This window comes from Veillonella sp. KGMB01456 (assembly GCF_023051165.1).
Taxonomy (GTDB): Bacteria; Bacillota; Negativicutes; order Veillonellales; family Veillonellaceae; genus Veillonella_A.
This window is the reverse complement of sequence record NZ_JALKIG010000022.1, coordinates 1-14,730: the sequence shown is the minus strand read 5'-3', so window position 1 is coordinate 14,730 and position 14,730 is coordinate 1. Positions and strand designations below refer to the sequence as shown.

Here is a 14,730-nt window from a genome sequence, read left to right as displayed (position 1 = left end):
ACCTTTATTTACCATGTATACACAATACATACATGAGATAACCATAATTAGTATGTCACCAAAAGCCCGATAAAATATAACGCTTCCAGCCACATAACTACGCCCATAAGACGTTTGAACCAAAAAATACCTGTCCGATAATTTGGCTGTGTCACCAATTTAGCCAGTCGTTCCAAACGATTGGTGAGCCAAAATACAGGAATTAAATAGCCTATAATAAATGAAATAATCATCACCGATGCCAGTTTCCAGCCCGCTACGGCAATGGTAGCAACGAGCCAGATGTAAATCGGCAACCGATCATAACGCCACGAGAGACCAACCAAGAGACCCTGTTTTACAATAGCCAGAGTACGGCCTATCGGCGTGCGGGCTCTTTCAATGCGTCGTTCATCGCGCCCTTTAAGCGGCGCCGGATGAATAAAGGCAATCCACTCAAACGCTTGCAGCGACATGGCTACGAGCAAGACGCCCCAAATCACATAGGAACTGCCGCCAATACTGGTAGGGCCTAAAATACGCGAACCGATGACACCGACCACAATGATAGATGCGGTCATGCCAATGGCAAAATAAATACGCTTATATATATGTCCCGCCAAGCGTGGCAAAATCGCGGCCACCGTTTCCGGCACCAGCGACATGCCAAAGCCGGCCAAGAAAATTAATACGATTAACGTGAGCTTACCATAGGAAGTGCCTAGAACGTCCGTGATAAGCATTGTATACTCAGTCAGCATAAATACCTACCTTAAAAACGCCTTCATTAAATTATCCAACGCTTCCTGGTCATCAGCCCCCATGGTTTCGCGCGCCGAATGCATAGCCAGAATCGGTACGCCCACATCCATAGTACGCATAGCCAACATGGCGGACGTAATGGATCCTACCGTAGAACCGCCCGGAATATTCGAGCGATTTACATATATCTGATACGGAATAGAATCGTTTTCACACAAAGCCTTTACCGTGGCAATAGCCCACGCATCACCGGCATAGGATTGACTGGATGCCATTTTTAAAACAACACCCTTATTCAATATAGGATAATTGGTAATATCATTTTTTTCAGGATAGTTCGGATGATAACCGTGTGCCACATCGGCGGAAATCATGAAGCCCGCCGCTATATCGGCATAGCATTCCGCTTTTGTATGACCGGTCGCCATATAAATACGCTCAACCAATTGTGACAAAATTGTAGAAGCCCCGCCTTGTTTAGTGCGACTGCCTACTTCTTCATTGTCGAATAACACAACCATCCGAAGCCCTTCAGCGTCCATTGCTTTAGCTTCAAAAATACCTTCCAGGCAAGCTACACAGGACGTAAGATTATCGATACGTGGCGAACTGATAAATTCATCATAACGGCCAAAGGTTGTACCGCCTTCCACCGGATAAAGCGTCAATTCATAGGATAAAATATCCTCAGCCGGTCGTTTTACAAGCTCGCTCAAAAATTCACGCCACTCACTGTCGGTATTAATTTTATCATTACACATCATGAAAAGCGGCAACATATGCTTTTGCTTATCAAGCGCTACCCCTTCATTAATTTGACGATTCATATGAATAGCCAAATTAGGAATTGTCAAAAGCGGCCTTGCCACATCCACATAGTGAACGTCGGGCCGGAAGGGATCGTCCGTACGTGTCACTACCGCACCGGCCATAGACAAAGGGCGATCAAGCCAAGTGTTTAAAATCAGTCCCCCGTAAGTCTCCACATTAAGCTCACCATAGCCTTTGGCATCTACCAACGGATTTGGCTTAATACGAATAGCCGGAAAATCCGTATGGGCCGAAGCAATGCGCATAGAATGGCGAAGATTCAATCCGATATGAAAAGCTACCAACGCGGAGTCGTAGACCTTTACAAAGTAGTCCCCTTCACCGAGAGCCCAAACATCTTCAAGGAATAATTCCGTAAAACCTTTAGCCTTCAGCTCATTGGCACCGGTCTTCACCGTGTGATACGGGGAGGTACTATTATCTATAAAATCTAACAATCGTGCTACTGTATCCATAGTACACCTCATTTTGTTTAATTACACTGAATATTATAACACAATTGAAGCTAAAACAAAAAAGAGAAAGCCTGCCGCGCAAAGGGCAGTGCTTTCTCTTTTTAGGTTGGATATTATTCTATGAAATATATTAAAAATTTATTACCAAAGGCCCAAGACTTTCCACCACATGGAACCGACACCGAGCCAAATAACAAGGTTGACTACAGAAGCAATGAAACCTAAGCGCCACCAAGTATTCTGCGGAACATAGCCCGAGTTAAACAAGATTGGTGAAGGACCGGCTGCATAGTGAGTAAGGGACATACATAAGTTGGAGAAGAATGCGAACGCAAGCATTGCCAAGTACGGAGGTGTGCCGGCGCTGATAGCAACCGCTACGAACACTACATACATAGCCGTAATATGTACGGTAAGACTTGCGAACAAGTAATGGGAATAGGTGTAAATCAAAATCAAAATCATGAATGCCATGATCCATTCAATACCGGCTACTTGGTCACCGACGATTTTGGCAAACCAAGGAATAAAACCTAATTTATTCAATTGAGATGCCAAGGCCATCATAGTACCCATCCAGATTAAAGTATCCCAGCCGCCTTTTTCTTCCGTTACATCGGACCAGGTTAACACTTTAGTAACGAGGAGGATACTTACGCCCAATAATGCAACCGTAGTTGCGTTAAGGCCGGTAAACTGACCGGTAGCCCACAAAACTAGAGATAAAATAAATACGCCGAGCATTACCTTTTCAGCAAAACTCATAGAGCCGAGTTCTTTTAATTCCTTAGCAATATGAGCTTGAATTTCACGGGTATCTTTTAATTCCGGCGGATAAATAAAGTATAAAATCAGCGGCATAACGATCAAGGCCACTAAGCCCGGAACGATGGCGGCAATAGCCCAATCGCCCCAAGTAATGGTGTAACCGAAAGAAGCAGCGATTAAAGAAGCCACCAAGGTATTACCGGCCATGGAAGTCATAAACATAGCGGATGTAATGGTATTGCCTTGATAAATTGTTTGAATCAAATAGGCACCGATTTTACGAGCTGTATCGCCCGGTTCGGAACCGAAAGCAGATGCTAACGATTTAGTAATCGGATAAATAACCCCGCCCGCACGAGCCGTATTGGATGGTGTGGCCGGCGATCAAATTAAATCACTGACAACAAGAGCATACGATAATTTCAAAGAGTTACTGCCTACCGCTGTAATCATAGTGTAAGCAATACGTTTACCCAAACCGGTTTTGATAAAACCGCGGGAGAATAAGAAAGCAGCTACGATTAACCAAATAGCTGTATTGGCAAAACCGGCTAAGCCTTCGCCGATTTTTAAGTGTTGGTTACAGCCGAAATGACAATACTGATAATCGATAAGGCCCCGATTGGCAGTGGCTGTAAAATGAATCCTAAAATAGTACCGGCAAAAATAGCGAATAAGTGCCACGCTTGCGGTTTAAGACCTTCCGGTACCGGCATAAACCAGATGATGACACCTACTAAGATGGGAGTAATCCATGACATATACTTTTTCACGTAATGTTCCTCCCTTTCCCTTTTAACAACTTTGTTACTTGAATAATATCCTACATATAAAAAACACAGGCTACTCCCCTTTTCTATAAAGAAAATAAGCAGCCTGAGTTTAATACCTTATGTAATGCTATTGAGGTAATTCTACAGATTCTAAATTCGTTTGTTCAATGTCTTCTAACTTGCCGGCATCACAAAGAGCTGCTACGTTTGGATCAATTGGTAAACGACCTAACAACAATAAATTATAACGTTCAAGTACATCATCAATATGACTGTCACCGAAAATCTTGTAATCTTTGCCGTTATCCGGGCAATGGAAATACGAGAAGTTTTCTACAACCCCGATAATCGGAATTTGCATGAGTTCAGCCATCTTAACGGCCTTCTCAACAATCATAGATACCAAGTCCTGCGGTGATGTTACAACTACAATACCGTCTAAGGACAAAGACTGGAATACGGTAATGGCTACGTCGCCGGTTCCCGGTGGCATATCCACGAATAAATAATCCAAATCCTTCCAAATTACATCCGTGTAAAACTGCTTAACTACATTGCCTACGATAGGACCACGCCATAACACAGGGTCACTTTCGTTCTCGAGTAAAAGGTTAACCGACATTACGTCGATGCCGCCTTTAGATTGAATCGGGTACATACCTAATTCATCTACATGGGCTTTACCGTTAATACCAAATACTTTAGGGATGGAAGGACCGGTAATATCACCGTCAAGAATCCCTACTTTAAAACCACGACGTGCCATCGTAATAGCTAATAAAGATGTAACGAGGGATTTACCTACGCCACCCTTACCGCTGACTACGCCGATAACATGTTTTACACTGCTTAAATCATTAAGCTTTGCCGTCAAATCCGGCGGCGTTTGTTGGGCACTGCCGCAAGAGGATGCCGAAGAGCAACCGCTGCAGCCGCCTGAACTACCACATGCCATAAAATACACCTACTTTCAATCGGCCTTGCCGATATATTCATTTAATTATTTGAAGAATTCTTTCTTCATTTAAAGTGTAGCATATAAAACAGCTTTTATCAATATAAGAGAGTGCATGGCAAACATGATAATCTGTTATGCCCATGCACTCTGATGATTTGTAATTATACGAAATTATGAAGTAATTGTAAAGTCTAATCAATCAAAAAATATGACTATTTGATAAATGATTTCGTCAATTGACCTACAATCGTCATACCTGCCACGATTTGTTCCTTACTTGGGAAGGTAAAACTGAAGCGGAACGACTGACCGGCCGGTACACCGTCGGCCGCAAAGGCTGCCCCCGGTACGATACCTACCTTATGCTCCATACAGGCTTCGAAGAAAGCGTCACAATCGACACCGTCCGGCATGGTAAGCCATAAGAACATACCGCCTGTGGGTTCCACAAAATGAACTTTATCGCTACCATGCGTGCGAAGAGTTTGCATCATCAAGTCTGCTTTCTCTTTGTACACTGTTGATACGTGTTTAATCTGAGCGTCATAGTCAATAACATCGAGTAAACGGGATACAACGCGCTGTGTAACGAGCGGCATTTGACCGTCCTGATTATTTTTAAGCGCCTGAATGGCGTCAATCGCCTGTTTCGGGCCATATAGGAAACCAACACGTAACCCGGCGGATAATGTTTTAGAATAAGAACCGGCATAGATGACGCGATTATCCGTGTCCATTTCTTTAAACGTCGGCACAATGTTGTCGGTAAAACGAATTTCACCGTATGGATCATCTTCGTAGATAAACAGATTATATTTAGCGGCAATCGCATAAATCGCTTTGCGGCGTTCCAATGGCATAGTAATACCGGTCGGATTTTGGAAGTTAGGAATTAAGTAGATGTATTTCCCCTTGCCTTTTTTTGCCTGTTCTTCGAGGGCTTCCGGAATCATACCGAAATCGTCCATAGCGATGCCCACGGCTTTAGCCCCCACATTGCGAACCGCATTGATACCGCTGGTAAAAGAATAAGCATCCATAAACACTTCGTCACCCGGTTCACACAAAGTACGCGGAACAAGCCCCAAATCTTGACCGGCACCGATGGAAATCAAAATTTGTTGACCTTCCGTCGGCATATGACGAACTTTAACAAGGCGTTCAACAGTTTGTTCCGCTAAACGGGCATCACCGGCCATTGGGCCGTACTGTAATATTTCAATCGGATTCGTATGTACCACATGATCGAAGGCTTCCTGAATGGCTTCTACAGGAATAGCTTCCGAAGCGGGATTTCCGATGCCAAAACTGATAAAACCGGGAATACCGGCACCGCGTTCAAATACTTTACGGATAAAATTAGGGCCTTTCATTACGGCTCTGTCCGGAATTTGAAATGTAAAACTCATAACTCTCTCTCCTTTTACTACTATACTGCCAAGCTACATGTTGGATAAACGATAAGCGTACCCAAGTAGGTACGCTTACATTTAACTTGTTATTTATTTTACTATGAAACTTTGAATTTGACCACTGTTTATATTAAGCGACGACCGGATAATTCATTTTCCGTTTTTGAAAAACACATTTCGTTTAACTTAAATCAGCCTTAATGAGCGGATACTTATTCCGGCGTTTGCTCGCGCTTTTTCATCCAACGCTTATAACCATACCAAGCTATGGCATACACAACAGTTGCGACCACCACAATAATCGTCAAACGATCCAAATGCTGATGCAACATGACTGCATCGTGACCTACCACTACTTCAAGGGCAGTGGACGGAAACTTACCGATTAAGTTGGCAATGGCATAATCACGCAAGCTGATACGACTGATAGCCCCTAAAGCGGTAATGATACCGGATGGAAAATAAGGAATCGTACGGGCAAACAGCATAACGGCGAGCCCGTTTTTACTGCTGAAATCATCAACTTTAAGTAAAAACTTATTTTTCTGAATGAGCTTTTCAGCAGAGTCACGCAAAATATAACGCATGAGTAAGAAGCTGATGATAACGCCCACCGTTTCAGCGAGCCAGGAAATAATAATCCCCGGAATCAAACCGAAGATTAGACCGTTCGCGGTTGAAAAGAAAATGGACGGCAAAAAGCCCGCAATATTTATAATTACATCGAGCACAAAGCTGATAACCCATGCCCAGGCACCATAACTTTGGAGGACTTCCGCAATGTGATGTACATCACCGGTGCCCATCAAGTCAATCATATCACCGTAAAAGCCCGGCACAATGAGCTCCAAGCTAGCCAATAAAACGACTGCTAATACAACAACAAATACTTTAACCTTTGTTTCTGCTTTCATTCAGTACCCTCATACTAATTAACTCTATATAAAACATATACTCACATGTTTTAAAATCACAAATAAAACAAAAATGACCTTACCATTATTTCGAAATATTTCGAAATCTATTGTTCACTTGTATTTTACCATAAATAAGAGGCATAGAGGTACCCTTTACGTTTAAATTTATCTATTGTTTAGATTTATAAGTTTGATGAAATAAGAAAAGGGCTTGTCAAATTTCTCTGACAAGCCACTCCCTCTATTTATTATATAATTGTAAAAACAATTATATAACAAATAATGTAACGATTAATTGTAATGATTAAACCTCAATAGTTCTTTTGTTAAAACCACAGATGCCCATTCTGATGATTTTAATGTAATACTGCCGGAAATTATAAGCCTACTTTGGCTACCAACTGTTCAATCAATTGACGCTGTGCCGCTAATTCAGCTTCTTGCTGAGCCAAACGATCTTGCTGCGTTGCTACCGTATTTTCAAGGCTTGTATTCTTAGCCTGCAAAGTCGCTACTTCGGAAGTAAGTGCACGAACAGCTTTCGGACCGCTTGGACGGTCGCCTTCACCTTTGGAACCAAAACGTAAGGACACGCCTAGGTTTACCATGTTTTCATCACCAAGCGTACCACCTACACTAAACAAAGTATCTTCGTTAGCTTGGTAAAAGGCACCGAGAGCCATAGCCTGTTCACCTTTGTAATTACCGATACCGGCAGCTACGGTGAATTTATCTTCTTCATCGAATTGAAGCGGATGTAAAGCTGCCAACGCTGCCGCGGATGCCCCTACCTTATCAAGACGTTGGTCGAGTTTACCTACACGATTATTAATAGCCGAAACATCACTTGCGATTGCACCTACATTTTCAGAAAGTGTATTCACGTCATTTGTAAGATTGCCCAAATCTGTTGTCAACGTGTTCACATTCGTAGTGAGCGTATCTACATTGGTGTTTAAAGTACTTACATTGGCGGAAATGTTGTTTACATCAGTTCTTAATGTGCTTACATTGCCTTCGATAGTCGTTACTTTACCATCAATGGTCTGAACTTTGGTGTCAATGTCATTTACTCGAGTGTTAGTATCTGTGATGCGATCATGTGCTTCAGTGGCCAAGGTATTGGTTGCATCAATACGACTGTTTACATCTTTAAGACCTTGTTGCGCATCGTTAACACCTAATCGATCTTTTAATGTATCTACCAATGTATCTTTCAAATTAGAGCCGTCTGAATTTAACTTCTTATCAAGCTCCGGTTGAACGGCATTTTTGATTGCATCGTTAGATACGTTAACTGCAAAGGTTTTAGCACCATTTTCACCAACACCTTCTGTAACAGTTGTATTGACACCATCTATAACCTTGATGGAATCTTTAGCAATATCTTTTACATCCGCTTCTTTCAACTGACTATCTGTTAAACTCTTAATTTGATTTTGTACAACTTCACTGAGCCCTGTTACGTCAGCTTTGGTAGCTAGGCTCTTATCACCGGCAGTTAAACCGGCTTTAAGACTATCTAAATTAAGACCAACTTTGTAAGTCGTTTTGTTAGCATCAGAATTGTCCGGTGTTACCGAAATATATTGCGCATCGTCAGCTTGAGTTACAATTACTGAAGCTTTTGCTAAGTCTCGAACAACTGTTTTGCCATCATCAGAAAGATTAGATAAATCTTGCTTTGCTGCGCTATTAATCTTCGAAGTTAAATCATCACTTAAGCCAACAGTGTAAGTAGTAACACCTTCAGTTACTGCTTTAGATGAATCAGTAGTTAATTTCAATGTTCCGTCCACAGCCACATCAGTGCGTAAGGCGTTTACTTTGTATACCATACCAGTGGACTTATCTTCAGCCACGTCTAAAAGTGTTACATTGTTGCCTGCAACCAAGGTTACGCGACTACGTTTTAACTGTGCCACGTTAACCGCATCGGTATCTTGGGTACCGGCAGCTACACCGGTGATTTGACGAGTAAGGCCGAGGTCGCTGTTACCGATAGCAAAGGCACTATTAGTAGATTCCCAAGCACCGGCTGCTTTACCGTAATCATTCGCCTCATCCCCTTCATCAGTAGCAAAGACCCATAATGTACTTTGATTATATAAATTGGCTAGTCTTCCTTTTTCTGTATAAAGAGCTTGTAGTTCAGATTGTTTTTGAGTATCCGTTTTGGTCCCATCATTCATAATAGCCGTCACCTTACTTTGGTAAGTACTATCAAAAGCTTTATATGCTTTTTCTGCATTTTCCATAGCAGTTCGGTATCCGGCAACTGCATCTTTATTTTTTTCATAAGTTGCTAAATTATCACCGGTCAAAACTGTGTTCATTTCTGAAACAACTGCATTATTTAATGGATCGTAGCCTTTTACACCATAGGATACAGTGGCTTTGGAATTATTACCGATGGCTACACCACCAATGACAGATGCGTTACTACTGCTGGTAGAGCCTACAGTCGCAGCATTGCCAATGGCAACTGCATCACCAACGGCACGTGTATTTTCACCAATTGCTATACTCTTATAACCGATGGCATTAGCTCTGCTACCTACACCAATCGCGTAATCGCCACGAGCTTTTGAATAACTACCTACAGCAATACCACTTTGGCCGTTTGTAACGGAATTACTACCCACAGCTAAAGCAATTCTATTAAAAGCTTTAGCACTGGTACCAAGAGCAATGGACTGAATACTTCCCGGTGCATCCGTAGCCTCGGAACCAATTGCTATCGTTGTTTGGCTATTGGCTTTTGCCTTCGATCCTAATGCTAATGCCGAAGCACCTGTCGTTTTTGCCAAATAACCAACCGCTAAGCCGGCACCACCAGCAGCAGTGCCAACAGGAGTTACCGCCGCACTATTTACATAACTACCCACGCCAATGGCAATATCGCCGTCATATTCAGCTTGTGCCGCGCCACCGATGGCAGTAGACGAAATACCGCTTGTTCTGGCAAATGCACCAATAGCAGTACTGGAAATCGCACTGGATTGAGCATTACCACCAATCGCGAGGCTCAGATTCTCATTAGCGCGTGATCCCAAGCCGATAGCAATGGCACCATCACCACTGGAGGAATCAATACCACTGGTATTACCGGCCTGAGCATCAGTACCGATGGCAATAGTACTGGAACCAGAGCTTATGGCTTGCGTACCAAACGCTAGCGATGCATCACCGTTAGCTTGAGATTTTACACCATTGGCATTGGCCAATAAACCTGTATCTGACGCACCATACCCCGTAGCCATAGCACCGGTTACTTTATTATTAACATTGTCAACATTAATCGCTAATGTTTCATCCGTAGCAGACTTATCTTCCGAATACCCTACCTCTACCGAATATGTTTGAGTTCCATTATCAACGTTCCCCACAGTGCTATTAGTAGCCGTACCTACACTAATAGCATTCGTAACATATACATAATTGCCGGCTTGAAGTTCATTAGCTTTTGAAGGTGTTGCCACTTCCGCAGCTAATGACTGTGTTGTTAAAGCTGTGCCGCCTAATACTGCTAAAGATACTGCCAACGCCAATTGTTTTTTATTTTTCATCTACAAACTCCTCTTGCTCTCAAAACACCTACACTAACTAAACACTAACATCAAATAAAAAGATGTTAGATTTAACGGAATATATTCTGCAGTAAAATACACATTTCCAAAAATAATTTTTCCTATTTTATTTTTATCTTAATTTCATTAATCACTTAAATGTAATTTAATGAATAAGCTTTCCCTTAAAAAATAAATAATCATTAAGTCTATTTTGAAAAAATCAACAAATAACTTTTTAAGATATTATATTGTATACTCTTTGTAAAATAATAGTTTACAAGCAATTTCTAATCAACATATTAAATGCAAATAATTTTATATAAAATTAGATTATTTTTTAATTAACTATAATATCTCATAAAGTTATATCTTGTTGAATAACTACATCTCATATTCATTTTGTAAAAATCATATCATAAAGTTTTCATGAAAGCAATTAATTTTTTTGACAGTAATCTTATTTTTTTATATATAAATTTTGAAATATAATTTAATATATTATTTAAAAATCCTTCTATTTTCTAAAGTCAATGTCTTTTACTCATTTGAAATATTACATTAGTGGTACTTAAAAAATTTCAATAAATAATACAAAAACAGTATAGAAAAAAGAAGTCAAAGTAAAATTTAGGTAAATTACCAAAATTACTTTGACTTCTTCTTTATTTCTTACATTTTATTGTGATTTCATAGTAAAACTATATTAAATCAAATAAATAGTATTAAAACTGTTACCTCATATTATAGGTTCGATATTACATACCTACTTTAGCCATCAACTGCTGAATCAAGGCACGTTGTTGTTCTAATTCAGTTTGCTGTTGAGCTACGGTATCTGCCAAGCCTTTATTCTGAGCTTTAAGGTCGGATACTTCATTTTGTAAACCGCTTACGTCAACAGTTGTACCTGTTCTGTAAATAGCATCACCTTTTTGACCGAATTTCAAGGATACGCCAACATTAAACATTGTTTCATCACCAAGTGTGCTGGCTACGCTGAACATAGTATCAGCATTTGGACGATAGAATGCACCGATAGCAGCAGCGGAATCGCCTTTATAGCTACCTAAGGAAGCAGCGGCGGAGAATTTATCTTGTGGATTGAATTCCAATGGATGTAAACCTGCTAATGCAGCAGCACCGGCACCAACTTTATCTACACGATCATTCAAACTGTTTACACGACCGTTTAAGTTGCTTACACTGTCATTTAAGTTAGATACATTAGTTTCCAAAGAATCTACACGGTTAGTAACTTCCGTAACACTCTGATTTACATTAGTAACACCTAATGTATTTTTCCAGTTATTGATGTTTTCAGTACTTAAGTTGGAACCGTCAATATTAGCTTTCTGATCCAATTCAGGTTTAACTGCATTTTTAATAGCGTCATCGGAAACATCTACGGCATAAGTAATTGCACCATCTTTAACATCACTTACTGTTCTAACTGTAGTGTTATTACCATCGGCTAATTTAATGTTTTCTTTAGCAACATTTGTGATATGAGTATCACTAGCCTGACCAGTCACAACAGAATTAATAGCTTGGTTCAAAGTATCCCCGGTAATGAGGTTCTTGTCCCCGGCTGTATTAGTACCTGTACCTAATGCATCACGCAAAGCGTCTTTGTCTAAGGATACGTCATATTGGTTTACACCGGATTTCTGTTGTTCTTCATTTAAGCCAACTTTAATGAAGTTGTCACCATTCTTAACGGTAACGGCTTTCTGTGCTGCATCAGTAATTACTTTTTTACCTGCTTCGTTAAGATTATCCAAGTTGGTATTGGCTTTTTGAGACAAGCTACCATTTTCTCCAGCAATATCATTAATCTGTTTCTGAACATCATACAACTGACCGCCGTTAACGGCATCAGTGGATCCTTCTACTACACTGCCATTGCCAACATTTTTAATTATATTACCACCCATATTTACATTACCGGATTGGATTATAATGTTGGATGTTTTGCTTCCGGATGGTGCACCAATAGTTAAACCGGAGTTATTTAAAGTAGTACCGTTTTCACCAAATGTGATGCTACCGGCATCGGATAAATCCAAAGTATTGCTCAAACCAACCTGAATTAAACGTTTATCTGCATCAACGGAAGTCGTAATATTATCGTTAGCACCAACAATATCGATACGGGTTTTATCCGCATCACTAGTAATGGCTAAACCGTCAGCTGTGCTAGCTTTATCGGCACCTACTGTAATATTAGAAATAGTAGCGTTAGCTACACGTTTTAACTGAGCTACGTTGACTGCATCAGTATCAGTAGTACCTGCAGCTACATTTGTAATTTGACGAGTCAATATAGAAGTTACACGACCATCACTGCTATATGTTGTAGCACCAACACCGACTGCACCACTGGTAGATTTGAAAACACCAAGTTCAGTACGTTGTTGACCTAAAGCTGCTGTAAAATCTTGGTTAGCTTTCGTCCATGCGTTTAAAGCATTCGTGGCGGCAACGGCATCAGCCTGAGCTTTGGCTTTAGCAGTTACTGCAGCTGCGTAAGCTTCTTGTTCAGATGCAATAGTACTGCCTTTAGTATTCCTAATAATTTCATCTTGTTTATCAACTTCATCTGCGGCCGCATAATAAGCTGCATTTAATTCATTAAATTTTGTAATTTGGCTTGCATAAGTGGTAGCAAAGTCTTTAGAAACATCACTGGCACTGATAGCCCCTGCCAAAGCTTCTGCACTGGCAGGTACATAACTACCATTACCGTCATCGGCAAACGGAACATAGCCGATCGTGTTAGAGCGACGATCAGCGATAGATGACGTGCCTAAAGCAACGCCGGTCGAAACTTTAACGTTAGCATCTGTACCTAAAGCAACACCGCTATAAGCAACCTTGGCACTCTGGCCAAGCGCTACACCATACACGCTACTAGTCGAGGAGTTAGCACCGATAGCAATGCCACCGACGGCTGTGGCATCGTTACCAATAGCCATACTATAATTAATTACGTTATAGTTTTGAGATCCATCGCTTTGTAAGTATTTATAAAATAGACCCGCCGAAGCACCAGAGCCAATAGCAACGCCTTATGAAGAACGTGCCCCGTTACCTAAAGAAACAGCGTTCGTCTTCGCATAAGTATTTTTACCAAAAGACGAGCTTTTATCGCCAGCATAAGCACCAGAACCTACAGCTGTAGAACCAGTAATGGCTTCAGCATAAGTACCAATGGCCGTACTGTAGTTACGAGCCGAATAAGCACCAATACCGATAGCTGTGTTGCCTGTGCTATTTGTATCATTTTTATTACCTGCCGATTGACCATCAACGCCTTCCCCGTTTTTGTTGTTGTTAGTTGGTGTTCTAGAAAAAACAGCACCTTGAGCATTGGTCGTTTGACGATAATCGATAATACTATCTGTAGCCGTATTCACTTCAGTACCCTTATCAAGGACATCCGTACTTGTTGGTTCTTTACCAATCCCTACATAAGACCCGGTCAAACCCGCTGCATCAACCGTATACACACTCAAAGACGTTACACCAACCAAAGCCGCTAACGCTAATTTAGTTGCCAACTTAATGTTTTTCCCTTTTTTCATAGTCATACCTCTTTCAAAACTGTAACACACTTGTCTAGTTTTTGTCCCCAAGTCTCCCTATCCAAATTCTCGCTACACTACAATCCCACAGTAAAAGTCCGATTACCCCCCCGATGAATTTTAATTATTTTTTCATGTTGAGTCTAATCAAACCATTATTCACATCAAATATATTTTTTATTGTATGCATCTTCTTTCACTCACAACTAACATAAATAAATATATAGGAGTAAATAATATTACTTGATTTCTAATCTATCATATACCTAATGATTAGATGAAGTAAATGTTATTTAACTCTTCATAATTTACCAAATGACTCTTCATTTTTATGAAATCAAAATTACCGATAGTAAAGCATATAGTCCAAAAAGCGGACTATTTCAATAATTATGTATTTTTAAACAAGATTACATTAAAATTTCACGCACGAGCTTTTTTATGAATAAACCATGATTCATGCCTTATTTATGATTTTCGATTAACTTAAAACAAAGAATAATTTTAACTTAAAAATAATAATTATTTTTCATATTTTTCTATAAAATTAACACTGATTCATCTTTTTTATATAAAAGTCATCTATTTTATCACGTTTTTATACACGAATCGTTAAATATATTTATCAACTAAATAAACACTTCATTTTAATTTTAATAAATTTATAAATCATAACCACCCGTAGAACGGGTGGTTTGCTCTGACCCTATAAGGGTCTT

The 14,730-nt window shown here is 40.3% G+C and carries 9 protein-coding genes and 1 pseudogene; all 10 read right to left on the bottom strand.

Annotated features, from left to right (window positions below; genetic code table 11):
- Positions 1-47: 47 nt before the first annotated feature.
- Positions 48-740, bottom strand: coding sequence for a hypothetical protein (locus MXE28_RS07360; RefSeq protein ID WP_021842420.1), 693 nt, complete (start codon positions 738-740; stop codon positions 48-50).
- A 6-nt stretch (positions 741-746) separates the two neighbouring features.
- A complete protein-coding gene (locus tag MXE28_RS07355; protein WP_021842419.1) occupies positions 747-2,027 on the bottom strand; it encodes a M18 family aminopeptidase in 1,281 nt (426 codons plus the stop codon).
- A 141-nt stretch (positions 2,028-2,168) separates the two neighbouring features.
- Positions 2,169-3,317, bottom strand: a pseudogene (locus tag MXE28_RS07350) (DASS family sodium-coupled anion symporter).
- Between the two features lie 47 nt (positions 3,318-3,364).
- Complete coding sequence (locus MXE28_RS11565; protein WP_302688893.1) at positions 3,365-3,568, bottom strand: anion permease; 204 nt, start codon at positions 3,566-3,568, stop codon at positions 3,365-3,367.
- 127 nt (positions 3,569-3,695) lie between these two features.
- Positions 3,696-4,523, bottom strand: a complete 828-nt coding sequence (locus tag MXE28_RS07345) for an Mrp/NBP35 family ATP-binding protein (RefSeq protein WP_021842416.1) — start codon at positions 4,521-4,523, stop codon at positions 3,696-3,698.
- Between the two features lie 215 nt (positions 4,524-4,738).
- Positions 4,739-5,935 (bottom strand): PLP-dependent aminotransferase family protein, encoded by a 1,197-nt coding sequence (locus MXE28_RS07340; protein WP_021842415.1) that lies wholly within the window; start codon positions 5,933-5,935, stop codon positions 4,739-4,741.
- A gap of 215 nt (positions 5,936-6,150) precedes the next feature.
- Positions 6,151-6,852, bottom strand: a complete 702-nt coding sequence (locus MXE28_RS07335) for a TVP38/TMEM64 family protein (protein WP_021842414.1) — start codon at positions 6,850-6,852, stop codon at positions 6,151-6,153.
- A 380-nt stretch (positions 6,853-7,232) separates the two neighbouring features.
- Entirely contained in the window at positions 7,233-10,424 is a 3,192-nt protein-coding gene (locus MXE28_RS07330; RefSeq protein ID WP_247240003.1) for a YadA-like family protein, read from the bottom strand.
- A gap of 758 nt (positions 10,425-11,182) precedes the next feature.
- Positions 11,183-13,402, bottom strand: a complete 2,220-nt coding sequence (locus tag MXE28_RS07325; RefSeq protein WP_247240002.1) for a YadA-like family protein — start codon at positions 13,400-13,402, stop codon at positions 11,183-11,185.
- 93 nt (positions 13,403-13,495) lie between these two features.
- A complete protein-coding gene (locus tag MXE28_RS07320; protein ID WP_247240001.1) occupies positions 13,496-14,011 on the bottom strand; it encodes a hypothetical protein in 516 nt (171 codons plus the stop codon).
- Positions 14,012-14,730: the final 719 nt, after the last annotated feature.

What these genes read in the sequence shown, in the direction of transcription:
- MXE28_RS07360 (WP_021842420.1), bottom strand. Translation starts at nt 740, where the DNA reads ATGCTGACTGAGTATACAATGCTTATCACGGACGTTCTAGGCACTTCC.
- MXE28_RS07355 (WP_021842419.1), bottom strand. Translation starts at nt 2,027, where the DNA reads ATGGATACAGTAGCACGATTGTTAGATTTTATAGATAATAGTACCTCC.
- MXE28_RS07345 (WP_021842416.1), bottom strand. Translation starts at nt 4,523, where the DNA reads ATGGCATGTGGTAGTTCAGGCGGCTGCAGCGGTTGCTCTTCGGCATCC.
- MXE28_RS07340 (WP_021842415.1), bottom strand. Translation starts at nt 5,935, where the DNA reads ATGAGTTTTACATTTCAAATTCCGGACAGAGCCGTAATGAAAGGCCCT.
- MXE28_RS07335 (WP_021842414.1), bottom strand. Translation starts at nt 6,852, where the DNA reads ATGAAAGCAGAAACAAAGGTTAAAGTATTTGTTGTTGTATTAGCAGTC.
- MXE28_RS07330 (WP_247240003.1), bottom strand. Translation starts at nt 10,424, where the DNA reads ATGAAAAATAAAAAACAATTGGCGTTGGCAGTATCTTTAGCAGTATTA.
- MXE28_RS07325 (WP_247240002.1), bottom strand. Translation starts at nt 13,402, where the DNA reads ATGGCTATTGGTAACGATGCCACAGCCGTCGGTGGCATTGCTATCGGT.
- MXE28_RS07320 (WP_247240001.1), bottom strand. Translation starts at nt 14,011, where the DNA reads ATGAAAAAAGGGAAAAACATTAAGTTGGCAACTAAATTAGCGTTAGCG.